Here is a 25,940-nt window from a genome sequence, read left to right on the forward strand (position 1 = left end):
AGCACTACCCGCATAATCGTCTGTAACTTGGTGGCGCCAAGCCCCAGAGACGCTTCCCGGTACGTGTCGGGCACGCTTCTGAGGGCTTCTTCGGTGGTGCTGATAATGACCGGAAGCGACATGGCGACCAGGGTTAAGGAGCCTGCTAGGATGCTGACCCCGAGTTTCAGGTAGGTGACAAAAAACGCCAGGCCGAACAGACCGAACACCACGGACGGGACCCCGGCAAGATTGCTGATTCCCAAGCGGATGATTCTCAGGGTTTTACCGGGTTGGGCATATTCGCTCAGATAAATGGCCGATGCCACCCCGATGGGAAAGGCCACGATGATGGCGCCCAGGCTCAGGCAAATGGTTCCTACGATGCAGGGCAGGATGCCCCCCTTGGTCATGGAGTCAAACGGTGCCTGGGTGAGAAAGGTCCAGGTAATCGCACGCCATCCGTTTGCCACCATGAAATATAAAATAATCACCAGCGCGAGCCCATTGATGACGGCAGCCGTCCGGAAACCGTTGAACACGACCTTTTCCATAATCCGTCGCCGGGGCTGGAGGTAATACCGGGGTTTGACATGATCCGCAGACGGTTTTAAGATCCCGGTATCCGACGCCTGCGGGGGCGATGTCGTGTTTGTTTTTCTGGTTGTGGTATGGTTCATGTGACTTGTAAGTCCTGTTAAGGGAATCTGGCTGTTGAATTTCAGAAATTTTGAGCTATTGGCCGTAATATGCTGATATTATGAAAAAATGTCTCACGCAAAGGCGCAAAGGCGCAAAATTTTTTGTGGCTTAAAAACCACAACATCACGCTACGGCAATGCACACGTGTCGCCGCCCTGGCGGGGGCTTTAGAAATATTGTTAATTTTGTTATCCACGGGCTTACGCCCGTGGCTACGGCGTACCGCCCTCTGCAAGGGCTCCCCGAAAAAAATACCTGTAACCCCACATCGTTGAGAATGCATACAGCAAATCTGAGGGTGTTTTTTTTGCGCCTTTGCGCCTTTGCGCCTTTGCGCCTTTGCGCCTTTGCGTGAAAATTGTTTTTCTCCCGGCTATTAAATTAGGCATTGTGCTGTTTTAACAAAGTTATAGGGACGCCTCACCGGTTTGTTTGTACTTATGGGCAATATGATCCGCGATCAGGTTGAACATGAACGTAAACAGAAACAGCACGATTCCCGTGGCAAACAGGGCGTAATAATGGTCACCCCGGAACGGGGCTTCGGCCATTTCCGCCGCGATGCTGGCCGGCAGGGGGCGGACGGGATCGAACAGGGATTCCGGGACCATGGCAGCGCCACCGGCGACCATCAGAACGACCATGGTCTCTCCGATAGCCCGGGACATGCCGAGAATGATCGCTGTGCTGACGCCGGAGGCCGATGCCGGAAGAACGACCCGGATGATGGTTTCCAGCCGGGTTGCGCCCAGTGCCAGGGAGGCTTCCTTGAGGCTCGAAGGAACGCTGTAAATGGCATCCTCGGAAATGCTGCAGATGGTAGGGATGGCCATGAATGCAAGCATCAATGCAGCATTGAAAAGGTTGAGCCCCGTTGCGATCCCGAATACATCCTGGAGGAATGGGGCCACCACCACCATTCCGAAAAAACCGATGACGACCGACGGCAGCGCCGCCAGCAGTTCCACAAGCGGTTTGACGATTTCCCGAATACGGAAAGAGGCAATTTCAGCCAGATACACCGCAGTCATTACCCCCAGAGGAACTGACATGGCTGCCGACACGACCGTGACCAGCACCGATGCGCTGATGAGTGCAAATATGCCGAAATCCGGCGGATCAGAGGTCGGGTACCAGTATCTGCCGAAAATAAAGTCACTGATGGATACTTTCGAAAATATCGGAAGTCCCTCTCTGAACAAAAATGCGACAATCAGCAGAAGAATGGTGATCGAAGCGGTGGCAACTATGAAAAAAACATACCGCATCAATCGTTCTTTCAATAATCTGTTCACCAGCATGATTCCTCTTCAGATTGACCGTGATTTTTTTTGCGCCTTTGCGTGAGAATTATTTTTCTACCGGCCTGATGTTAATAAAGCGGTACAAAACCGACTTCTTTGACCAGTTTCTGGCCTTTTTCAGGGTTGGTGACGTAATTGATGAATTTGGAGGTTTCTCCGGTCGGCCAGCCTTTGGTAAACATGAACAGGGCGCGGCTGATCGGGAAAGAACCGTCCAGCGTACTTTCCACGGAAGCGCTTACGTTATTTACTGTCAGGGCTTTGATCGTATTGTTCAGATAACCGATTCCGACGTACCCGATTGCGTTTTTGTTTTTGGAAACCGTCTGGCTGACGGCGCCGTTGGAGGCCTGAAGGAGTGCGCCTGGAAATACGCGCTCTTTTTCCATAATTTTTTCCTCCCAGACCTCATAGGTTCCGGAAGAGGTGTCCCGGGATACCACGACAATTTTCCGGTCAGGGCCGCCGACCTTTTCCCAGTTTCGGATTTTTCCCATATAAATATCTTTCAGCTGAGACATGCTCAGATCCGGGATCGGATTGCCCGGGTGTACCACCGGAACAATACAGTCGTAGGCAACCGCAAACGGTACCGGATAAACGCCTTTTTCAACGGCCATCTTGATTTCCTTGTCCTTGATAAACCGTGAGCTGTCCGCGATATCAGTGGCCCCGTCTATAATCGCCTTGATGCCGTTTCCGGATCCGCCGCCGGAAATGGAAATGCTGACATCCGGGTTGTCTTTCATGTATGCTTCTGCGATTTTCTGGGCCACAGGCAGCACGGTGGTCGATCCTTTGATCACAATGTTTTCCGCCAACGCCGGGGATATGGCCAGTGCGCATGTGATTATAAAAATGGCTGCCAGATATGTAAGTCGTTTCATGAGAATTCTCCTTTTTGTTAAGGTGGCTATTAAAAGCCTGTTAAATCGGGTTGTAACCGTTCATAACTATCAAAGCTATTTTTCGGATTGACGTTGAACGTAACCTACAGGTCAATTATTAGTCGGGTGTTAACCGTGTATTAGAAATGAGTAAAAAAAGACGGGTCTATGAAATTTCAGAAATATTCGAAAAGTCCGTTATCTGCGCCGATAGGGTCTTAGAAACAGTAGGACGAGCATTTAAAGGATTTCAGACGTTCGGAGGAACATCAGTTTTTTCCGAGGCGAAATCCATATGTTTTATTATAGGTGTAGAAATTATCAAAGTCAAAATATGCTGGCTTTGTAAAGAGCTGGATTTTAGCGTTTTAACGTCGTCCTTTCAGGACTCAATTTTGTGTGTTTAATAAACCGGTGGTTAAAACCACCGGCTATACGACTCAACCCCTGTCGGGGTTTGTATTGCATCAATTTTGACGGTCTCATAAAGAGCAAAATTTGTGATGGCAAAGTAAAAATTCCGGGGTGTCGCAAATCCAGAGGAATGAACCGGCATCCCCCCGGATTGTGCTGGAGAAGCCGGGAACGGGCTGGACGGATCTCACGACGCTATGGCCGCGGTTATGATCAAGCCCGAATATTTCGCTTTTTTTGCATTCCCCTGAAAAGGCGGATTCAGTTATTTCAATAGGATAGGCGTTTCTATCTTTTCTTTAATCTGTGAAAATCTGTGGATAATGTTTTTTTCCATCTTTTGATTGATTTTATCCGTAGGTTATAGATTGTGTGACGCTGTGCTTGAGGGGCGGCAGTCTTGCTTCTTATCTTTTGCCTCAAACGAAGTGGTCCTCAAGCGATAGCGGTCCTAAGCCCGCCCGAAGGGCGCTATTTTGGGGGAGATGGATCGTGAATGTGCTGCCTTTGCCGGGCGTGCTGCTGACCGTCACATGCCCGCCATGCGCCTGAATGATATGCTTTACAATAGACAGCCCAAGGCCTGTGCCGCCTTCTTTCCGGCTCCGGGCCTTGTTCACCCGGTAGAATCGTTCAAACAGGCGGGGCAGATGCGCTTTGTCGATTCCGATGCCGTGGTCCTTGAAATGGATCAGCACTTCCTTTTCGGATACGTTGGTTTCAATTTGGATGCAGCTTTCCTGATCGCTGTATTTGATAGCGTTGTCCAGCAGATTGATTGCGGCCTGTTCAAACAGGGAGGGGTCAATCTTTACGGTCAGATCGTCGTCGCAGGTTAATTCAATCTGAATATGTTTTTCTTCGGCTTTGGACTCACAGGTTTGAACCGTATCCCATAAGATATCTTTGAGCCGGGCCGATTCCAGAGGGATTTCTTTGGTCTGTTCGATTCGGGACAGCGAAAGCAGGTCCTCCACCGTCATGTTCAGACGATCGACATGCCTGACGATAATGTTCAGAAAACGGCTGACCCGTTCGGGCGTGAAATCCGTTTCATGTTGAAGGGTTTCCACAAAGCCTTTGATGGCGGTAAGCGGGGTCTTGATTTCATGAGACACGTTGGCCACAAAATCACGGCGCATATGTTCAAGCTTTTTCAGTTGGGTGACATCGTTGAGGACAATCAGGCTGCCGATGGGTTCCTGATTGGCATCCCGCAAGGTGGTGCTGTAAGTGTGCAGAATCGTCTCTCGCTTTTGATAAAGAACGATATCGCTTTCCGGATTTTTTCTGCCGGTAAGGGCATTGCGGATGAATTTTTGAAACTCTGAATTCCGGATGACTTCCGGAATCGTCCGGTCCTGGTAGTCCGCATCGGAAATTCCGAAGATAGAAAGGGCGGCCGGATTCATTTTGATGATGCGCTCGTCCCGGTCAACAGCAATGACGCCTTCGACCATGCTTGATAAAACAGCGGCCAGTTCATTGCGCTGGCGGATGGCGTTTTTAATCCGCCCCTCGAGCTGTCGGGCCATGTCATTCATGGTTTCGGACAGGCTGTCGATTTCTTCGAGGACGGTTTCAGGAAGCTTGTGTCTCAAATTGCCCCGGGCAAACTCCTGGGCGCCTCGTTTGATCTGCTCGATCGGTCTGCTGATGCGGCGGGAAACCATCAGGCTGACTATCGCAGCGAGAAGTGCGACGATCAGTCCGCCAGCGGCAATTCGAATGCGTATGGCGCTCAGGACCTCGTTTACGGCAGTCAGCGGCAGAGACATTCTCAAAACCGCTGAAATCTGGCCGGTTTTTTCCAGAGGGATAGCCACATAGATCATGTCCTCGCGAAGGGTCCAGCTGTAACGAACGCTGGTTCCCATGTGGCCGGACAATGCCTCTATCAGCTCAGCTCGATCGGAATGACGCTCCATTTGATCCGGGTTTTTTTCGGAATCAGCGATTACTTTTCCGGAATTAAGAATGACGGTGATTCGGGTTGAACTTTGATCCCGGAGGGTTTTGCAGAGTCTGTCCACGGTTGCAAACTGCCCGGATGCCAGAAGGGGTCGGATTTGTTCTGTTAAAATGTGGGCCTGATCGAGCAGGTTGTCAGCGGTTTGTTTCATAATAAAATGCTGAAATGAACGCGATGCGTAAAAACTGACCGCTGCCAGAGAGATGAGCGTGATGAGCAGGTAGGATGGATACAGCTGCCATATGAGTCGTTTTTTGTGTTTTTTCATGGGGTTTCCCTGAATCGGTATCCGACGCCCCGTATGGTTTCAATGAGTTTGCCGCGGGTCCCGAGTTTTTTTCTCAAGCCGACGATCTGGACATCCACAGAGCGGTCCGTCACCGCGTAATCGTCACCCCGAACCGAGTCTATGATCTGTGACCGCGTAAACACCCAACCGGGGCGTTTGGCAAGGACATTCAGTATCTGAAATTCGGAGTAGGTCAGGTCAACCGGGATACCTTCCATGTGGACACTTCGTTTTCCGGCGTCTATGGTGATGCCCTGAACCTGAAGTACGGAAATTTCACCCGAGGCGGTTTTTGCCTGACGCCGGATGACGGCTCTGGCACGGGCGAGCAGGACCTTCGGGCTGAACGGTTTGGTGATGTAATCATCGGCTCCGAGTTCAAGGCCTTTGACAATATCCGATTCCTCTCCCCTGGCAGTGAGCATGATGATGGGGATGTGCCGGGTGTCTGACTGCCGTTTCAATGCCTTTGTGATCTCCAGACCGTTCATGCCGGGAAGCATCAGGTCGAGGATGATCAGATCCGGCTGTTGGGAACCGACCAGGATGAGGGCTTCTTCTCCGTTTTCGGCACACAGGGTCTGATATCCTTCTCTGTCGAAATTATATTTGACCAGTTCCAGTATATCTTCTTCGTCATCAACGATCAGGATTTTTTCATTCGACATGGCTGAGATTCTTCAAATACAAGGTTATGGTAGACGAGGAAGGTCTGGCAGGCGATCAAAGCTCCCCCTCGGTCAGGGCTCGGGTGATTTTGTCCCGGATCTGATCGCGTATCAGCCTGAAAACCTGAAAAATTTCTTCCCGGGCTCCCATGGCCATGTCAGGATCTGAAAAACTCCAGTGAAACTGGCTCACTTTAGAGGGAAAAATGGGGCAGGTTTCCCTGGCCTGGTCGCAGACCGTGATAACGACGTCAAATTCGTACGAGGACATATTCTCCACGGACTTTGAGCTGTGACGTGATATGTCGATACCGATTTCCTTCATGACATCAACAGCTGTCGTATTCACGGATGACGGACGGGTGCCGGCGCTGAATACCTCATAGCGGTCTCCGGCCTCATGACGCAGCAGGCCTTCGGCCATCTGGGATCGGCAGGAATTTCCCGTGCATAAAAACAATACCTTTGGTTTCAAAATCCGGTCCTTTTATCAGGGTCCATTGAGTGAGTGCCCGTCTATCAATCCGGTTTTAAAAAGACAGACACAAAGCGTGTTTTCAAATCAGTCAACAGGAGCTGTCCCAAAGATTTGACGTGTATCATCTTTACGTAGATGATTCATGTTAAATTTATATTAGCCGAAAGTGGGGCTTTTGTTAACTTTGCCAGATACATATATCAAATATATAAAAAATTTTACACCATCATCTCAGACACCGGGGTTACAGTCAATGTTATAAAACAATGCATACAGGATCGGAACGACAATCAGGGTCAGCAGGGTTGCAAACAGCAGCCCGGACATGATAGTCACGGCCATGGCGCTAAACATGGGGTCAGCCAGTAGGGGCGCCATTCCGAAGATGGTGGTAACCGATGCCATGAGGACCGGTCGCATGCGGCTTACACAGGATTTGACAACGGCGTCATAGGCAGCGGTTCCGGAACGGATTTCCGATTCGATCTGGTCCAGCAGTACGACGGCATTTTTGATCAGCATGCCAATAAGACTCAGGGCCCCTAACATCGCCATGAAGCCGAACGGCTGCCGGGTGACTATCAGGCCGACGGTAATTCCGATCACGGACAGGGGCAGTATCAGGAAAATAATCAGCGTCTGGCGAATTCCGTTGAACAGGGCGACCACAATCAGGATCATCGGAATCAGCGCCACGGGAAGCTTTTCATACACGGATGTTTGCGACTGAATCGATTTCTCATGCTCACCACCCCATTCGAGCGTATAGCCGCGGGGAAGGACAATGGCCTCGATGCCGGGGCGGATTTCGCTCAGTACTTCGGTAGCGGTGATCTCTCCAATGGGATCACACTGTGCGGTAATGGTGGGTCTCCGGTTTCTTCGCTGGATGATCGGGTCCTCCCATTCAATGGCTACACGGCTTACCACCTGAGCCAGCGGAAGACTTTTTGGACCGAATCCCCATACCGGCGTGTTGGACAGATTGTCCAGATCTTTTTTTTCCTGTTCCGGTGTCCCGACCAGTATGGGCATCAGTTCATCGTCTTCACGGTAAAAACCGACGGGTGCTCCGGTGGTCATCTGGCGCAAAGACGCTGCCACGTGCTGACGGGAGACATACGCGCGCCGGGCCCTGGGTTGTGAAAATTCCGGAACCCACAATTTCACCCGCTGTCTCCAGTCGTCACGGACATCTTTGGTATGAAGGTTTTCTGCCATTACGGCTTTTGCCTTTTCCGACAGGTCCCGGAGCAGGACCGGGTCCGGACCGCTGAACCGGGCTTCGATTTTGAATTCTGTCGACGGTCCCAGCGGATACAGCCGGATTCGGGGTTCGGCCTGGGGGAACTGCGCCTTGACATACTGTTCAACGGCCGGGGCGATTTTGCCGATCGATTCCCGTGACGTGACATTGACGATCATCTGCCCGTAGGCCGGATTGATCAGCTCGGGCTCGTACGGCAGATAAAACCGGGGTGGCCCTGATCCGATACAGGTGCCGATGCTGACGACTTCGGGAAATTTCATCAGAAACGCTTCGGCGGTTTTAAGGTCGTCGGATACGCTTTGGATCCGGCTGCCCTCCGGAAGCCAGTAATCCACCATGAACTGAGCCCGGGTTGACTGTGGGAAAAAGATTTTTTTCACGTACCGTAATCCGTATCCGGATGCGGCCAGCATCACCGGTATCAGTACGAGTACAACCATTTTGCGGTGAAGCGAGGTTTCAAGAAGCCGTTTGTACAGCTGAAATGTCCGTCCGGCATAGGGGTCGGATGTCTGTCTGGAGGGCTTGATGCGTAAAAACCGTTCACAGAACACCGGGGTTGCGGTCATAGCCAGAATCCAGCTGATAAACAGCGATATGCCGACCACCTGAAACAGGCTTTCGCAGTATTCGCCTACGGCCCGGTTCGACAGTTTGATGGGAATAAAGGCTAAAATGGCCACCAGGGTCGCGGCCAGAAGCGGCCAGGCTGTATCCGTAGCCGGCGCTATGGCTGCTGTTCGGCGGTCTTCTCCCATCTGCAGCCGAACCAGCGATCCTTCGGTAACGACAATGGCATTGTCCACCAGCATGCCCATGGCAATGATCAATGCTCCCAAAGATGTCCGCTGAAGGTCGATACCCATGAACATCATGACAATGAAGCTGCCCAGTATGGACAGAATCAGACCGCCACCGATCAGAAGACCGCTTCTCAGTCCCATGGCCAGCAGCAGCACGCCGATTACAATGGCGACGGATTCAGCCAGATTGATGATGAACGTATTGACGGATTCCCGGACGGTTTCCGACTGATATGATATGGTTCCGATATCGATTCCGGTGGGAAAATCCAGCATGAGCTGGCTGAGTCGTTTTTTTACAGCATCTCCCATGGCGATGACGTTTCCGCCGGATATCGTTGAAATGGCAATGCCGATACCGGGTTTGCCGTTATAGCGCATCAGTGTGAGTGGCGGGGTCAGATACCCCCGGCGGATGTCCGCGATGTCTTTGAGCAGAACCAGGTCGGTTGATTCCGGGCCGGATATGACCAGATCGCCGATGGCAGCCGTGGTGTCAAACGTGCCGGAAGGGGCCAGGCGAATCCGCTGAGTGCCCAGATCCACAGACCCCGGATCGATGATCATGTTCTGGTCCCGGAGGGTGGCGACAATCTGTTCGGGTCGGATACGCAGCTCGGAGAGCCGGCTTCGGGAAATGTCCACATAAATGCATTCGCGCTGGACGCCCCACAGTTCCACCCGGGCAACATCTTCAACCATCAGCAGTTCCCGTTGGAGGATCGTGGCATAGTCTTTGAGTTCGGCAGTTGAAAATCCGTCCCCGGTCAGGGCCAGAAAAATTCCGTATACATCGCCGAAATCATCCCTCACCTCAGGGGGGCTCGCGCCAGGTGGCAGCTGCGGCTGGATGTCATGAATTTTGCGGCGAAGCTCATCCCAGATCTGGGGCAGTTTGTCGGCCCGGCAGGATTCCTTGATATCAACAAAGATAATCGATGCCCCGGCCCTTGAAATGGAACGGATGTAGTCCAGTTCCCCGAGTTGCTGGACGGCTTTTTCGATGGTGTCGGTCACCTGCTGCTCGACCTCTCCGGGGGAGGCGCCGGGGTACCGGGTGACGACCACGGCCGTTTTGACGCTGAATTTCGGATCTTCCAGTTTGCCCAGCTTAAAATAGGCATACAGGCCGCCGATCAGCATAAAGATGATACTGCAAACAATAAAGGTTTTGTGTTTGAGGGAAAATTCGGCAGGATTCACAGCTGGCTTCCTCCCTGCCGGTCGGTTCGGGCCTGGACGGCCCGGACGGTTTCATCCGGTTTCAGATAGCTGGCGCCGGCGATCACTACCCACTGATCCGGCTCAAGCCCTTCGATGATTTCAATGCCATCTGTCAGCATTTGTCCGAGTGTGACGGGCCGGGATGATACTGAGGCGGTTTCGGGGGTGTAGATCCAGACAAAACTGGTTTTTCCCCCTTCGTTTACGACGGCTTCCACCGGAAGGATGATCGGCCGGTGCTCTTTTTCTGACGGGACGCTGAATCTCAGTGTGGCCGCCATGCCCGGTTGCAGACGGGCAGTATCGGCTCCCGGCTGGATGGTTACGGTTACAGGGTATGTCTGGTTCGAGGGCCGGGGCTTTTTACCGATTTCTTTGAGCACGGCAGCAAATCGTTTGCCGGGATATGTGTCAAATTCGCAGGAAAAGTCCTGAAAAGCCGATTTCTGAACAACGAGTTCTTCAGGGATGCCTACCGTGACCTCGATTTGAGATACATCCAGAAAAAGTACGATAGGCTGGCCGGCGCGGACCGTTTCAAAATTTTCGATCAGTTTCTGTGAAATGTATCCGGAAAACGGCGCACTGAGGACCGTGTCCGAAAGCGCGTTCCGGGCCTGGTTCAGTTGAGATCTGATTCCCGACAGACGGGCGTTCATGGCATCGATCTCTTCCTGCCGCGATCCCTGTCGGGCTTTTTCAAGTTCCTGAGTAATGGCTTCGGTCTGGGCTGCAGCCGCTTCAAAAGAGGAGTTCGCATTGTCTAAAACGGCTTTGGCTACCGCTTTTTCTTTATACAGGGCGTCGTACCGGCGATACATCAACGTGGCCTCGGCCTGCTTTGCCTTTGCCGCCGAAAGTTTGGCGTTCAGCGCCAGGATATCCTGTTTTCTGGCACCATGGCGCATGGCCGACAGGTTGGCACCCGCCTCATCCATTGCTGCTTCGAGTCGGGAAATGGCCAGCTGGTAATCTCTCGGGTCGATTCGTGCAATCATCTCCCCCTGGTGGACATGCTGCCCGATCTTAACGGGCAGGGCCTGAACCGGGCCGCTGACACGAAATGACAGTTTGACCTCCCGGCTGGCATTGCTGATTCCGGGGAAAGACAGAACCTTGTTCTCGGAAACGCGTTTGATCTGCATGACTTTTACTGCCCGTGCCGGCCGGGAAGCGGTGTCATCAGCTGCATGGGCGGCGATATTAAAAAAAAACGGGCAGAGAGCCGTTAATAGTATGATTGTCTGTAAGAAGAACCGGGTAAGCGTGTATTGTGTGTTCATGGTAGTTTGCAAATCCCTTTTTGAATTAAGTCTGACCTCGATAGAGCAGAATCAACGATTTTTTTAAGCAGAGCAGGTTTTTCAGCTATGGGCAATCAACTATTTTTCCCCCCACGGCGTTTTCCAGATCCCCCAGATAAATCATATACCCGTACAGGGCGCTGTAATGATTGGTCTGGGCCCGGGTCATAAATGTCCTGGCATCGAGAACATCCGTGGACGTTGCCATCTGCTGCCGGTATTGCAGATCCGTTATCCGGCAGTTTTCTCTGGCCTGAGTCAGGGATGCCGTTGCTGTCTCGATGTTTCTGCCGGCAACCTGAAGATTCAGGTATGCCTGTTTTGTTTGAAGCCGTATCTGGTTTTCGGTGTCTTCAAGGGTTTTGACCAGGGATTGTTTCCGGTGCCGGTAAGCGGATACATCCGCCCGTGTTTTGCCCCATTCAAATATTGTCCATTCGGCCAGAAGTGTGACACTCGAATTGTATCGGTTGCTGTAGTCATTGATGGTGGCCGCTGCATCCTTACCGTTTTGCTCATAGCGCCCTACCAATGCGACAGTCGGGTAATAGGCACTTCGGGCGATCCGGATGCCCGCATCCGACTGATCCAGAGCCTGGTGAAGCAGCTTGAGCTCGGGACGGTTGGCGATGGCCATTTCGATCAGTTGTGGCAAGGTGTCGGTCACCTGAGGCAGTGTGCCGATATCTTCAACCGTTGTCTGGTGATTCAGGTCCCGGTTCAGCAGAGTGTTTAATGCCGATACAGAGATGCCGGCTCCGGCCCGTGCCTTTTCCATGTTTTGAACGGCATCTGCCAGGGCGACCTGCGACCGGAGCAGATCGTTGTATGGGATCAGGCCTTGATGATAGAATTTCTCAGCATCTGCCGCATGGGATGTCAGGCTGGCCACCGCTTCTTCGGCGACCTGCAGAAGCTTTTCGGTCTGCAGAACGTTAAAGTAGGCGGTATTTACCTGCTGGGTGATCGTTTGGGCGATCAGGACTTTTTCCATTTCTGCCGCCCCTCCGGCCAGTCTGGACAGCCGGTATCGGCTGGACAGGGCAAAGCCGGTAAAAAGTGGCTGGGTGAGGGTAAAATTCCAGTGGAACAGATCTTTATGGGAGACATTGAGCTTTTGCCCCAGTCCTTGCAAATACGGGGTTTCATTCAGCCCCGTGTATGAATAGGCCAGCGATGCTTTCGGGAAAAAATCGGATCTGGCGCTTTTGGTTTCTTCTTCCGCTCGTTTCTGGTTTTCATCATATTCGCTGATCACCGGGTTGTCCGATATGGCTATTTTTATGGCCCGGGATAAAGACAGCTGAGCTATGGCAGGCGGTTGCGCAGCAGCAGAGCCCGGCAGGCTCGCCATGATCCATATCAGCATTGAACTGAATGCAGCGGCTGTTTTAGTCATGTGGATGGGCTCCTTTGAGTTCAATCCGGCTGAAAAAAATAGAAAAAATGATGTCCGCCCCCGGAAATGGTTTTCCAGGATGGTCGAGATATTCTACAATCAGTGCGTTTGACATGCCGTCAAGGGAAACAGCAAGCTGATAGGGATTAAATTCACCGGACATTTTTTTTTCGATGCCGTTTTTAAAGAGAGTTTCGAGTTTCCGGATAATGTTCCGTTGCAGCGACTGGATGTCTTTTCTCAGCCCTGCTTTCAGGCTGAAGCTGATGCCAATGGTTTCGGCAAAATACAGGCGCACAAATTCGATATTGTCTTCGACGAGCCTGATTTTTTCTTCCAGCCACGCCTTTATTCTGTCGGATTCGATGCCGGGGCTGTCGAGAGCCGCGTTCAGGCGTTCGTAAAATTGCATGGATATATCTTCGATCAGCGCATGGTACAGCGCGTTCTTGTTCGGAAAAAAATTGTACAGCGTTCCGACGGCAAATTCCGAGGCTGTTGCGATTTCCTGCATGGATACATTGTGAAACCCTTTTTTTGAAAAAAGACTCAGGGCGGCATTCAGGATTTCCTGGCGATGAAACAGAAACAGTCGTTTTTTCCTGGAAATGGAGGGGGATGTCATGATCGGCTCCTGAAATGAATTTATATTCAAAATATGAATACTTATAGTACCTATATAGTTGAAGGCAATTTGCATTGTCAAGCATGTATTCCGGGATTGGTTTTGCAGCATGACTGTCAGCAGCGTTGTAAAAGTCGAGAATGCTGTAGCTCCCGGGTGGCCAAGGATGAAGCTGAAGTCTGTTTTACCGCAGGCCCCTGTCACGCAGGCAGGCGGTACTGTATTCCCGGCCGTTACATCTGTTTACAATTATGAGTTTATTCTATTCTCCACCCGTTTGGGTATGCAATGTTGGGGATTATGCTTGTTCGTGTCTATCCGGGGGTGTTAAATATAAAGGGCGCCTGCGGGTATTTTTCTTTGATATAAAGGTAAAATCTGAATAAAATTAAGGACAATATTTATGAAACGATCAAAAATTGTGATGCTTCAACGGTCAGAAAGGCCGTCCGGTAACGTACTCATCAAGGGATGGGTGAAAACCAAAAGGGATTCAAAGGGCTTTTCGTTTCTTGAAGTCAATGACGGCTCATGTCTTGCCAACATGCAGGTCATTGTCAGTGATCAATTGGCCAATTATGAAGATATCCGGAAGCTGACCACGGGATCTGCGGTTTCGGTCGCCGGGGCCCTGGTCGCCTCTCAGGGGGCGGGGCAGTCCTGGGAGATCCAGTCTGCGCAGGTCGATATTATCAGCGGTGCGCCGGAAACCTACCCGCTTCAGAAAAAACGGCACTCGGATGAGTTTTTGAGGACCATTGCCCATCTGCGCCCCCGGACCAATAAATACGGGGCCGCGTTCCGAATCCGGTCCGAACTGGCATATGCGATTCACACGTTTTTCAGGGATCGGGGGTTTTATTATGTTCATACGCCCATCCTTACGGGCTCTGACTGCGAGGGGGCCGGAGAGATGTTCCAAGTCTCCAGTCTGAATATGGAAAATCCCCCGAAAAAAGATCAGAAAATCGATTATGCCCAGGATTTTTTCGGCGCTCCGGTCAATTTGACGGTATCCGGGCAGCTGTCAGCGGAAATGTTTGCGCTGGCGCTTGGCGACGTGTACACCTTCGGCCCCACGTTCCGGGCCGAGCAGTCCAACACCCGGCGACATGCGGCCGAGTTCTGGATGGTCGAGCCGGAGATGGCCTTCTGTGATTTGACCGGCAACATGGAGCTGGCTGAAGAGATGATTAAATACCTCGTTTCGTTTATCATGAAACATTGTTCTGAGGATCTGAAACTTTTTGCCAGATTTGTGGACAAGTCGCTGATGCAGACGCTTGAGAACATAATCTCCTCGGACTTTATCCGCCTGCCGTATGCCGACGCGGTCGATATCCTGGCCGCATCCGGGAAAACATTTGATTATGCCATTGGATTCGGCACGGATCTTCAGACCGAGCATGAACGCTTTCTGACCGAAGAGCATTTTAAAAAACCGGTGATTGTCTATGATTATCCCAAAAGCATCAAACCTTTTTACATGCGCGTGAATGCGGACGGTCGAACCGTCCGGGCAATGGACGTTCTGGTGCCCGGGATCGGTGAGATTGTCGGCGGCAGCCAGCGTGAGGAGCGGCTGGATGTGCTGGAGGCGCGGATGGAGGAGCAGGGGCTGAACCAGTCCGACTACTGGTGGTATCTGGACTCCCGGCGATACGGCAGCGTGCCTCACAGCGGATTCGGGATGGGCTTTGAGCGAATGCTGATGCTGATAACCGGCATCAGCAATATCCGGGACGTGATCCCGTTTCCGAGAACACCGGACAGCATCGAGTTTTGAGGCGGCTGGCAGTCGAGAATCGAGAGTCAAGCGTCAAGCGTCACAGGCTTTCAGCGTGATGCTCCAGCCGGGGGTGTCAGAAGTTGATGGTAATATAGTACTGTTGGTCGCCTCGCTGCAGCAAAATCACCACGGAGGGTTTTTGCCGGTATCTGACAATGGCTTTTTCAAAATCTTCCACGGTGCGGATGGTGATATCGTCCAGTTGCCGGATGACGTCGCCGGGTTGAACTCCGATGCCGGCAAGGTAGGATTGCCTGTGGATTTCTGTTATCAGTGCCCCGTCTTTAACCTGTATCCGGAAACGGGAACGGTTGGGAATCGTCAGGTCCTCTACGGTGATACCCATCAGCCGGGAGGCAAGGCCTTTGGCCAGTTCCAGGGGGAAAATTGATGCGGTGGCGGTGATGGTTTTTTTCTTACCGTTTCTCCACAGGTTGATGGATACGGGATCTCCGGCGGCGTAATGCCGCATGGCCGTGCGGTAATCTTCGGATGAAAACAGGGGCTGGTTTCCGATTGAAAGAATGATATCTCCGTTTTGAAGCCCTGCTTTTCCGCCCGGGCCGTTTTTTTCCACCTCTCTGATGAGTACACCGCCTGGTGCCGGAAGATTCATGTACTGGGCCAGCCGCGGGTCCACGTCCTGAACCGTGACGCCGATCCATGCGGCAACGACTTCTCCGTAGCGGATCAGGTCGGATACGATTTTGCGGGCCTTATTGATCGGAATTGCAAAGCCGATTCCCTGTGCTTTTGCATAAATAGCGGTATTGATCCCGATCAGTTCCCCGTTGATATTTAAAAGCGGCCCGCCGCTGTTTCCCGGGTTGATGGAGGCATCGGTCTGGATGAATTCATGATAGACCCTGTCTTCAGTCCGGATGCTGCGTTTCAGGGCGCTGATGACACCGGTGGTCACCGTGTTGGAAAAGCCGAAGGGGTTGCCGATGGCAATGACGGTTTCGCCGATCATCAGGTCATCGGAATTTCCCATCTGAATATCCGGCAGGGCTGTGGATGAGACGATGCGCAGCACGGCCAGATCCGAATCGGGATCGGCCCCGACCACCTGGACTTCAAATTCCCGTTCGTCGTTTAATACGGCCCTGATTTTTCCGGTTTTGGATATCACATGGGCATTGGTGAGGATGTATCCTTTTGCCCCGTCAATGATGACCCCGGATCCAAGGCTGGTCCGGTTGTACTTTTGTTCGTATCCCGGATCGAAAAAGTCTTTGAAAAATTCTTCAAATAACGGATCCATGCCGAAACCGGAAAAGGGGGAGGCCCGTCGGCGGACTTCGATTTCGGTGCTGATGTTGACCACGGCCGGGCTGACGCTTCTCACCGCTTTTACCACGGGAGTTTCACGGGAATAATCAGTGCTGTGGGCCGCAGGCGGGCGCATCATAATGACAGACAGCAGGAGCAGACAAATAACGGATGGCTTCATCCATGGGAACCGGATCGGGCGTTTCATGGTCAATTTTTTCCTCCATAATGGCATGCAGTGCTTCAGCCGGTGAAAATTTTAAAAGGGGGCTGCCCGTCACCGTTGGCAGTTTGATATTGATTTATTTCTGTAATTTTGACAAATTAGGCTTTTTACGGTCATCAGAAAGTTATGGTGTCATGAGTTGACGATTTGATCCATTCATTTCAGTCCTTAAACGACTTGCCGATGTATTTGCTGCTGTGGTGATCGACACTGGGGCCGAGGCCCTTGCCCCCTTCATTAAAACTGAAAGGAAATATTAAATATATATCATGAGTAGTAATAGTCTTCAAGACATCTTGCCCCTCGTGGAACAGCCAAGCCGTTATCTGGGCACGGAAATTAATTCGGTAAAAAAGGATTTTGATCATGTCAGGCTCAGAATCGCCCTGGCTTTTCCGGATCTGTACGAGATCGGGATGTCTCATTTTGGTATTCAGATTCTGTACAGTGTTCTGAATAATGAAACGGATATTGCAGCCGAACGGGTGTTTGCGCCGGCGGTGGATATGGAGGCGTATCTGCGTGCGGGCCGGATTCCCCTTGCCTCCCTTGAAAGCCGTAAGCCTCTTAAACAATTTGATATTATAGGTTTTAGCCTGCTGTACGAACTTAATTATACCAATGTGCTGACCATGCTTGATCTTGCCGGAATCCCCTTTTTTTCAGATGAGCGGGATGCGTCCTGTCCCCTGATTATTGCCGGGGGACCCTGTGTCTGCAATCCGGAGCCGGTGGCGGATTTTTTTGATGCCATGGTGATGGGGGACGGCGAAGAAGTAATCCTTGAGATGACCAGTCAATGGGTCCGGTGGAAGGAAGAAGGTGACGGCTCTAAAAAGAGCCTTCTGAAGATGTGGGCGGGCATCAGGGGGGTCTATGTGCCGTCTTTTTTTGAACCCGAATTTGATTCCGATGGCTTCCAGATCCTCAAACCGCTGTATCCGGCGCATCATCGGGTCTTAAAGGCGATCGTGCCTGATCTGAACAAGGCTCTGTTTCCGGATTCTCCGGTTATCCCTTTTGGGCGGCCCATTCATGACCGTCTGAGAGTGGAAATCGCCCGGGGATGCACCCGGGGATGCCGTTTCTGCCAGGCGGGTATGATTTATCGTCCGGTTCGGGAGCGGTCGCCGGAACAGCTGCTGGCGCTTACCGACCGGGCGATTGCATCGACCGGGTATGAGGATATTTCACTGCTGTCGTTGAGCACGGGCGATTACGGGCGTATCATATCCCTGATGCAGCAGCTGATGGGCCGATGTCAGCCGGATCATATTTCCGTTTCAATGCCATCGCTTCGAGCCGGTACGCTGACTCCCGAGCTGATGGAGCTTATTAAAAAAGTTAGAAAAACCGGTTTTACCATCGCGCCGGAAGCCGGAAGCCAGCGTCTCAGGGATGTGATTAACAAAAACATTACCCGGGATGATATCGTTAAAACGGTTGAAGATTCCTTTCGACTGGGATGGCAGTTGATCAAACTGTATTTCATGATCGGTCTGCCCACGGAGACAGACGAAGATCTCAGCGCGATCGTGTCGCTTGTCAACGAGCTTCGCCCCATCCGGGGGGGGAAAGGACGCAAAGGCCATATCAATGTCAGCGTGGCCACAATGATTCCAAAACCCCATACGCCGTTTCAATGGGCCTCCCAGATTTCTCTGGAAGCGTCGAAAGAAAAGATCCGTTGGTTGCAGGACAGCCTGAGGATGCCCGGCATTCAGTTTAAATGGCAGAATCCCGAGATCAGCTTTCTGGAAGGCATTTGGGCCAGAGGGGACAGGCGTTTGAGCCGCCTGTTGGTAACTGCCTTCAAAAAGGGGTGCCGGTTCGATGGCTGGAGCGATCAGTTCCGATTTGACCTGTGGCAGGAGGCTATTGCCGAGGAAGGGCTGGATGCTGCCTTTTATACATCGCGTCAGCGGTCTGTGGAAGAACCGCTGCCGTGGGATCATATGGACATGGGTATCGGTAAGTCCTTTATGAAAAAGGAGTGGGAAGCGGCTTTTGCCGGTGAGAGGACTCCGGACTGCCGGAATGGGGACTGCCAGGGCTGTGGGGTCTGCGATTTTAAAACCATCAAGCCCGTTGTTTTCAAGGAAGATGGCGCGGCTCCGCTTCCGGCGTTGCAACCGGGGACGCCGTCCGATAACGGTTATAAAAAAATTACGCTTTCATATGAAAAACGGGGTCTTGCCAGATGTTTCGGGCATCTTGAACTGGTGAACCTGTTTACCCGTGCCATTCGCCGGGCCGGGATTCCGATCAAGTTTTCAGAGGGATTTCATCCGATGCCGAAAATATCCTTTGGCGATCCTCTGCCGATCGGTATGGAAAGTGAAAAAGAGGATGTGTACCTTACGGTTTCCTCTGAAACGAATCCGGCTGATGTTCCGTTTTTATTAAATCCGCTGTTGCCGGAGGGGATTGTCCTGCATGAGTGGCTATCTGAAAATGAAATGAACCCTAGCGGGCAGAGCCGGCCCCACCTTTACCGGGTGACGTTGAAAGAGGGCGCTTTTGATGAGGCGAGGCTGTCGGATTTTGTTAAAATGACTGAAATGGTCATTAACCGGGTCAATCGGAAAGGCAATGCGAAACAGATCAACCTCAAAGAAATGGTTGTCGAAATAAAATTGATAAGTCCCCGGATTCTGAAGCTGGCTCTGGCCGCTGAGCCCGGAAAAACGATGAGGCCATCGGAGGTGATCGCCTGCGTGTTCGGGATTTCAAAAGAGCAGCTCATTCTGGCCGATATCCTGAAGCTGGATGCGTTGCAGGCGGATTAATGAAATTTCGGATTTTTACAGCTCTTATTGTTTCCGGCGTTTTTGACATGTTGCGTATGTGCCATCAAGGTAATCTTCTGGCGGAACAACCGGTCAATTACGGCGTGTAACCGGCTGTAATCCCTGTTACCGCCTTGTGACCGACCGATACGAACTGTCTTACAGGATTTAAAATCTATGGATAAAACGCTTGTTATCAATGTGACAGAACCGGAAACCCGGGTTGCGCTTCTTGAAGATGAGGCCATTGTCGAGTTGTTTGTCGAACGAAGCGATCAATCGGATATCTCCGGAAATATTTACAGCGGCAGGGTGCAGAAAGTGATGCCTGGCATGCAGGCGGCTTTTATCGATATAGGCCTGCCTCAGGCCGCATTTATGTATGTTGACGATATCGTCATTGACCGGGACGGGTATATTCAGCATCCGTATCAGTATGTGAAAGCCGGGTTGGACCGCAAAGTCGACTATAATCGGGATGTCTCCTCACCCCCGGTTTCCGGACCTGCGTATGCCATTGACGAGCTGATTTCAGAAGGTCAGCAAATCATGGTTCAGGTCGTTAAGTCCCCCCTCGGGACCAAGGGTGCACGGGTAACGTCGTATGTATCCTTGCCCGGACGGTTTATGGTGATTTTGCCGATTTCGGATCACATCGGAATATCAAAAAAAATAGAAAATCCGGCTGAACGCGATCGGCTGAAAAATGCGGTTCTATCCCTGCGTATCGGAAATGAGGGCTATATTGTCAGAACTGCCGCCGAAGGCGTCAGTGAAGAAAAACTGGCCGAGGAAATGACATTTCTTCAAAAGCTCTGGTCAACGATACAGAATAAATATCAGTCGATTTCCGCTCCTGCTCTGCTGCACCGGGAACTGGCAATCGCTCTGCGTGCTGTCAGGGATCTGATGATCCATGAGGTGGGCAATATTATCATAGACGATCGGCGTGAGTATGAATTGGTTCTGAATTTTTTGAATATGGTGAACCCGTCCATGAGCGATTGTGTTGAACTGTACGAAGGCGCCGAACCCGTTTTTGAGGCCTTTAATATCGATGGTGATATCTCCCGGGCGTTGAACCGGAGAGTATGGCTCAAATCCGGCGGGTATATCGTCATTGAGCGGGCAGAAGCACTGGTCGCCATCGATGTGAATACCGGCCGCTATCTCGGAAAGCGGAATCTTGAGGAAACCATTTTGAAAACCAATCTGGAGGCGGTAAAGGAAATTGCCTATCAGATTCGGTTGAGAGATATCGGCGGAATCATTATTATCGATTTTATTGATATGGTCCGCAAAAACAATCAGAAAAAAGTGTTTGAAGCGCTCCAGGAAGCCATGCTAAAGGATCGGAGCAGAATCCATGTCCTGCCCTTCACTGAGCTCGGGCTTGTCCAGATGACTCGAAAGCGAACCCGTAAATCATTGACTGGCATGCTGTGCGAACCCTGTCAGAACTGTGATGGGGAAGGGCATATCATTTCCAGGCGGACGATTTGTTATCAAATTTATCGTGCATTGCTGTATTCCGGTCATGATATGGTGGGTGACAAGCTGCTGTTGACGGTAAGTCCGGAGATTGAAGCCTATCTGCATGACGAAGAGAGGCAGCTGCTTCTGTCACTCGAACAAAAAATCGGTAAGCAGATCGGTATCGTTTCAAAAAAAGAATACCATCTGGAGGAGTTCGATATCGTGGAGATCCTTGGCGGATAATGGTTTGTAAAAAAATGAGTTCGTAATTCTGAGTGCTGAGGCGTTTGCCCGGCAAGGCGTGGAAGCAGAAATATTCGGTATATTCCGAACTTTTGCAACGCAGCCAGACAGGGTTCATCGACGCTGACAATGTGGGTTTTGTGTGTGAGCCCTATGTGTTCACAGGCCCAGGATATGCCGATATTGAGGCTTATAAAAAAAAATATGTAATAATGAAACTGTAATGATACCTGAACGAAAATCCGGTATTTTTTTCATGTTCAAGTCGAAAGACTTGAACTTCCGGCGTTAAAGTCCCATGAATCGGATTCGGATCCCTGATTCTGTTGGATATTGAATATTGACATGCAAATAACCCTGTATTAATGTCAGTGGATTAAACTGTGTGAATCAATCATGTAGTTCAGGGGTTCTGATCTTCTTTCGCCCCGCTGTCAGGCTGGATCGTATGTACCTTTCCTGATTCTGACGGGTTTAACAAAAAGATTGTCCGGAAACTGAGATTGAATGGTATGAGGGCCCGGACGATAAGCATGAGACAGGTTTCAGCAGAAGCAGGCATTCAGTACGGACCCGGACAGTTTTTTAAATTATTACGTGAATGGCATCGTGCAGCAATTCGTGATAAGCTGTGCCCATGGATACAACTAATTGAAACTCAATATTAAATAGAGGATGATGAATTATGAAGAGAACATATCAGCCCAGTCAAATTAAACGTGCGCGTACACACGGATTTTTGAAGCGAATGTCAACAAAAGCAGGTAAAAATGTTATAAAGAGGCGACGGGCTAAAGGACGGAAGCGTCTGGCCTGCTGATTTCCGGCAGGTGTGTAATGTGAATTTACATCTCAGGCCGATATGCTGAAACAAGTGTAAAACGGCTGTGTCGTCAGGTCGGAAAGGGATGCCGAATCGGGATGCGCTGATGCGCGTCCCGCAGAGGGTAAATTGAAATCCATGGATTAATTTTTTTGTTATCCCTGCAGGTTGAAAAAGGATCGGGTTTTTTGTTCGGCCACTGACAACGCCACGTGAGGAGATCAAAGGACCTGTCTGGAACGATTTTACTCAGTTTTGTGTATGGGGGCAAGCTCGATATTCCTGATGATTGTGACGGTAGTTTGATTGAGATGTAAGCAGACATTTTTGTCGGCTGCAATATGTGTGTGGTGGGGGGCGTGGGCAACTGCTTTTGAAAACATTTTCATTCACCAGGGACGAACGAATCCGTAAGCGATCCGGATATCAACATATATCTCAATTTGGCAGCAAAGTTCAGAATCAGTTTTTCGTAGGGCTTTATATGACGAATACGGTTGAGATAAATCGCCTTGGCATTACAGTAACGAAGAAAGTCGGAAACGCCGTTATCCGAAATACAATTAAACGTTACTGCCGCGAATTTTTTCGGTTGAACAAACGCCACATTAAAGGGTTCTATGATATTAACATCATTGCCAAGAAAAACGCCTCAGAGCTGACATCGCCCCAAGCGTATTCAGCCCTTCAGCAAATTTTTGAAAAGATAATGAGGGGTATCGATCATCCGAAGAATATTGCTGTTCATCATTAAAATATATCAGTATTTGATATCGCCGCTTTTCGGACCGGTCTGTCGGTTTTACCCATCCTGTTCTGAATATGCATATCAGGCGATTAAGACGCATGGTGTGATGAAGGGGGGAGTGCTGTCATTAAAACGGTTGGTGAAATGCCACCCGTTTCATGAGGGAGGTTATGACCCGGTACCATGAATGTCAGGAAATGACGCATATATGGATTGGAAATGGGCTATAACAATGCAAAATTTGTCGTATTGCAGACAGCCAGACGATGGTCCGTATATTGATAGCTATCCGGGATCCGTCGTGATTCTAACGGGGTGACGGATTTAGCGGATCGTGAATTTTTTTTTTGGATGGTCGACTGATTCTGCAGTATGGTTCGGCAAAAATATTGATCATGGATCCGTAATGATACCCGCTTCAAGCATCCGGAACAACTTGATAAAAAGCCGTTTGAATCACAATCCCTGCCATTTTATACTGAGAGTTGAACCCATGCGGGTATGCTTTGATCATACAGGTCCCCGGTTATTCCTCATTTTTATTAAACAGAATCCATGCCTTATTTCATTTCAATAAAGCAAACGAAGGTATATTAATATCGATATCGCAATCAAATTTAACTTAGGAGTTTTTTCATGGAGCAACGCCGATTGCTAATTGCTGTAGCATTGTCTTTTCTTGTGTTTTTTTTATGGCAGACTCTTTTTGTGGATACAGATTCGTTGAAAAAAAACGAACCCTCCGTGCAAACTGAGAATCAGGTTAAAAAAGTTATGCCGCTCATCGATGATAAAGAATTGACCATGCCCGCAACCGTTCCTTCAGAGGCAGTCCCTCAGCCTTCAATCCCACTGATTGAACGGTCAAAGACGGTTACTGTCAAAACACCGCTTTATGAAGTGGAAATCTCTGAATCCGGGGCCTTGTTAAAAAGTTTTGTGTTGAAAAAATACAGAGAAGCGGTCGAATCAGACTCTGATTTAAAAGAACTCATTGCCGAAGACAATCCATTCGGCAGTGTTGGACTGACATTTTCCGGAAGTTCACTTCAGGCGCTGGATCGGGTCGTATATAAAACACAGAACGATCTTGAATCTCTTGAAATTACAAATGCATCACAGCCGGTTTCTTTTTATTGGAATTCTCCGCAGGGGATTACCGTTGAAAAGAGATTTATTTTTAATCCGGATACCTACCGGGTTGAACTGGCAATTACCATTCAAAATGGATCAAGTCAATCTCTTCAGGGAAACATCGCGTTGTCGTTGAACGGCCGGGTTGATGATAAAAGCAGTCGTTACGGATTTGTCGGTCCCAGCGGCATGATCAATAACAAGATAGACCGGGTTAAACTGAAAAAACTGAAGGATAAAAATGTTTTTCCCGGTGAAATCAGCTGGATTGCAATGCAGGACCGGTATTTCATGTCGAGCATTATCGCTGATCAGCCCGTTGAAGGTGAAATGAAGCTGTTGATCAGAGAAGATAACTGGCTGCAAAATGAACTCATTCATCCCGGGGTGGTGATTGGTCCCGGCTCGCAGGAGCAATTCAATTATCAGCTGTTTTTCGGGCCCAAGAGCATGGATGTGTTAAAGCCCATCGGACACGGGATCGATAAAGTGATTAATTTTGGAATGTTTGATATTCTTGCAAAACCATGTCTCTGGTTGATGAATAAATTATATGGTATCATTCCGAACTATGGCATTGCGATCATTATACTGACCGTTTTTACCAAAATTATTTTGTGGCCGTTGGGATCAAAAAGTTATAAGTCCATGAATGATATGAAAAAACTCCAACCTTTAATGACGGGAATACGTGAAAAATACAAAGATGATAAAAAAAGAATGAACGAGGAAATGATGGGGTTGTACAAAATTTATAAGATCAATCCCATGGGTGGATGCCTTCCAATGATCGTTCAGATTCCTGTTTTTTTTGCGCTTTATCGTATGCTGTATGAAGCTATCGAGCTTCGACATGCACCCTTTTTGGGCTGGATTAATGATTTGTCAGCGCCCGATCGCCTTTTTCACTTCGGTTTTTCAATTCCATTCATGGAACCGCCTTACGGGATACCGGTGTTGACCATTATTATGGGGGGGACAATGTTTTTGCAGCAGAAGATGACGCCGACGCCGGGAGATCCAACCCAGGCTAAGATGATGATGCTGATGCCGCTGTTTTTTACGTTTATCTTTATAAATTTTTCATCCGGTCTGGTCCTTTACTGGCTTGTGAACAATATCCTTTCTATTTCTCAGCAGCATTATATTTCAAGAAAATATGCATAGCGGTGGAGGTTACATATGACACCAAACTTTGAGTTTGAGGGCAAAAATGTAGATAAGGCAGTTATGATAGCGTGCGAACAGTTGAATATTCTCCGGGAAGATTTACGCTATGATGTTATTTCGTACGGATCGACCGGTATTTTTGGACTGGTTGGCGCTAAAAAAGCCAAAATACGTGTTTCGATGCCCGAATCTGATGAAAAAAAAGTGCTATCTTCAAATGTAAAAGAGCCGAAGACGAAATCTGCTTCAGATAAAAAAGATAAAGCTCCTTTAACCGACAGCGTGAAGCCGCAGGCAACAGAAGCGGTCAGCGTGTCCCAGCCGGTCAGCGTCTCCGAAGAGTCGCCTGCTCATGAAGCTGGAGATGATATCAATTCTGTGGAACTTGGCGTGCGTATATTGGAGAGAATCGTTGGTTTGATTACCGAGGGGGCAGTCGTTACGGTGGACCAGTCTCCGGAACGTATTCTGTTTAATGTTGAAGGCGGAAATTCGGCTATTTTAATCGGCAAACGTGGACAAACGCTTGAAGCGCTTCAATATATCGTTGAAAAAGTTGTTAATAAACATTCCATGGAAAAACGCAGGGTTCAAATTGATGTGGAAGGATATCTGGAGGCAAAGCGTGATCGACTTCAAAAGCTTGCTGAACGGTTGTCGATCAAGGTCAAGTTGTCCGGAAAGCCGGTTACTGCCGGGCAGATGAATTCTCATGATCGAAGAATTATTCATCTGGCACTAAAGGAAGATACTGACGTTCGAACCCAGAGCGTCGGTGATGGCTTATACAGAAAGCTGATGATATTCCCGGGCAAGTCGTTTCAACGAAAACGCAGGCAGGGATAGTCCTTGCGGGTCGTTTTAATTGCTTCGGCAAGAATAAATTGAGCCGGGATGGAGTTTGATTTTCGTTTGATTTTGATGCGTATCAAAAGGTGCATAATCATTGAAT

The 25,940-nt window shown here is 49.9% G+C and carries 19 protein-coding genes; 8 read left to right on the plus strand and 11 right to left on the minus strand.

The window, feature by feature from the left end:
* From pstA to PHQ97_10620, 10 genes are all read right to left on the minus strand, one after another.
* Positions 1 to 659, minus strand: a 659-nt coding sequence (pstA, locus tag PHQ97_10575; GenBank protein ID MDD4393178.1) for a phosphate ABC transporter permease PstA, incomplete at its 3' end; no start/stop codon positions are given.
* Positions 660 to 1,088: 429 nt separating this feature from the next.
* Positions 1,089 to 1,982: a phosphate ABC transporter permease subunit PstC gene (pstC, locus tag PHQ97_10580; GenBank protein ID MDD4393179.1), complete on the minus strand. Its 894-nt coding sequence runs from the start codon at positions 1,980 to 1,982 to the stop codon at positions 1,089 to 1,091.
* A 71-nt stretch (positions 1,983 to 2,053) separates the two neighbouring features.
* Positions 2,054 to 2,872, minus strand: coding sequence for a phosphate ABC transporter substrate-binding protein (locus PHQ97_10585; GenBank protein ID MDD4393180.1), 819 nt, complete (start codon positions 2,870 to 2,872; stop codon positions 2,054 to 2,056).
* Between the two features lie 833 nt (positions 2,873 to 3,705).
* A complete protein-coding gene (locus tag PHQ97_10590) occupies positions 3,706 to 5,526 on the minus strand; it encodes an ATP-binding protein (protein ID MDD4393181.1) in 1,821 nt (606 codons plus the stop codon).
* Entirely contained in the window at positions 5,523 to 6,215 is a 693-nt protein-coding gene (locus PHQ97_10595; GenBank protein ID MDD4393182.1) for a response regulator transcription factor, read from the minus strand. The genes PHQ97_10590 and PHQ97_10595 overlap by 4 nt, the downstream gene beginning before the upstream one ends.
* Positions 6,216 to 6,270: 55 nt before the next feature.
* Entirely contained in the window at positions 6,271 to 6,690 is a 420-nt protein-coding gene (locus PHQ97_10600; protein ID MDD4393183.1) for an arsenate reductase ArsC, read from the minus strand.
* A 234-nt stretch (positions 6,691 to 6,924) separates the two neighbouring features.
* A complete protein-coding gene (locus tag PHQ97_10605; GenBank protein ID MDD4393184.1) occupies positions 6,925 to 9,969 on the minus strand; it encodes an efflux RND transporter permease subunit in 3,045 nt (1,014 codons plus the stop codon).
* Positions 9,966 to 11,273, minus strand: coding sequence for an efflux RND transporter periplasmic adaptor subunit (locus PHQ97_10610; GenBank protein ID MDD4393185.1), 1,308 nt, complete (start codon positions 11,271 to 11,273; stop codon positions 9,966 to 9,968). The genes PHQ97_10605 and PHQ97_10610 overlap by 4 nt, the downstream gene beginning before the upstream one ends.
* 85 nt (positions 11,274 to 11,358) lie before the next feature.
* The gene (locus tag PHQ97_10615) at positions 11,359 to 12,693 is read right to left on the minus strand and encodes a TolC family protein (GenBank protein MDD4393186.1); all 1,335 of its coding nucleotides are present in this window, start codon (positions 12,691 to 12,693) and stop codon (positions 11,359 to 11,361) included.
* Positions 12,686 to 13,318: a TetR/AcrR family transcriptional regulator gene (locus PHQ97_10620; protein MDD4393187.1), complete on the minus strand. Its 633-nt coding sequence runs from the start codon at positions 13,316 to 13,318 to the stop codon at positions 12,686 to 12,688. The genes PHQ97_10615 and PHQ97_10620 overlap by 8 nt, the downstream gene beginning before the upstream one ends.
* 403 nt (positions 13,319 to 13,721) lie before the next feature.
* Here PHQ97_10620 and asnS point away from each other — a divergent pair, with 403 nt between their 5' ends.
* Positions 13,722 to 15,104, plus strand: a complete 1,383-nt coding sequence (gene asnS, locus PHQ97_10625) for an asparagine--tRNA ligase (protein ID MDD4393188.1) — start codon at positions 13,722 to 13,724, stop codon at positions 15,102 to 15,104.
* Positions 15,105 to 15,180: 76 nt separating this feature from the next.
* Here asnS and PHQ97_10630 read toward each other — a convergent pair whose 3' ends face one another.
* Positions 15,181 to 16,587 (minus strand): Do family serine endopeptidase, encoded by a 1,407-nt coding sequence (locus tag PHQ97_10630; GenBank protein ID MDD4393189.1) that lies wholly within the window; start codon positions 16,585 to 16,587, stop codon positions 15,181 to 15,183.
* 287 nt (positions 16,588 to 16,874) lie between these two features.
* Here PHQ97_10630 and PHQ97_10635 point away from each other — a divergent pair, with 287 nt between their 5' ends.
* The 7 genes from PHQ97_10635 to PHQ97_10665 all read left to right on the plus strand — a co-directional run bounded on the left by PHQ97_10635 (position 16,875) and on the right by PHQ97_10665 (position 25,834).
* Entirely contained in the window at positions 16,875 to 19,394 is a 2,520-nt protein-coding gene (locus PHQ97_10635) for a TIGR03960 family B12-binding radical SAM protein (GenBank protein ID MDD4393190.1), read from the plus strand.
* Between the two features lie 177 nt (positions 19,395 to 19,571).
* Complete coding sequence (locus PHQ97_10640) at positions 19,572 to 21,113, plus strand: Rne/Rng family ribonuclease (GenBank protein ID MDD4393191.1); 1,542 nt, start codon at positions 19,572 to 19,574, stop codon at positions 21,111 to 21,113.
* A gap of 685 nt (positions 21,114 to 21,798) precedes the next feature.
* Positions 21,799 to 21,933: a 50S ribosomal protein L34 gene (rpmH, locus tag PHQ97_10645; protein MDD4393192.1), complete on the plus strand. Its 135-nt coding sequence runs from the start codon at positions 21,799 to 21,801 to the stop codon at positions 21,931 to 21,933.
* Between the two features lie 346 nt (positions 21,934 to 22,279).
* Positions 22,280 to 22,690: a ribonuclease P protein component gene (gene rnpA, locus PHQ97_10650; protein ID MDD4393193.1), complete on the plus strand. Its 411-nt coding sequence runs from the start codon at positions 22,280 to 22,282 to the stop codon at positions 22,688 to 22,690.
* A complete protein-coding gene (yidD, locus tag PHQ97_10655; GenBank protein ID MDD4393194.1) occupies positions 22,659 to 22,871 on the plus strand; it encodes a membrane protein insertion efficiency factor YidD in 213 nt (70 codons plus the stop codon). Before rnpA ends, yidD begins: the two co-directional genes overlap by 32 nt.
* Before the next feature lie 449 nt (positions 22,872 to 23,320).
* Entirely contained in the window at positions 23,321 to 24,985 is a 1,665-nt protein-coding gene (yidC, locus tag PHQ97_10660) for a membrane protein insertase YidC (GenBank protein MDD4393195.1), read from the plus strand.
* Positions 24,986 to 25,000: 15 nt separating this feature from the next.
* Positions 25,001 to 25,834 carry a Jag N-terminal domain-containing protein gene (locus PHQ97_10665; GenBank protein MDD4393196.1) on the plus strand — a complete coding sequence of 278 codons (834 nt, stop codon included), beginning with the start codon at positions 25,001 to 25,003 and terminating at the stop codon, positions 25,832 to 25,834.
* The last annotated feature ends 106 nt before the right edge of the window (positions 25,835 to 25,940 follow it).

The organism is Desulfobacterales bacterium (assembly GCA_028704555.1).
In the GTDB taxonomy this organism is placed as follows: domain Bacteria; phylum Desulfobacterota; class Desulfobacteria; order Desulfobacterales; family JAQWFD01; genus JAQWFD01.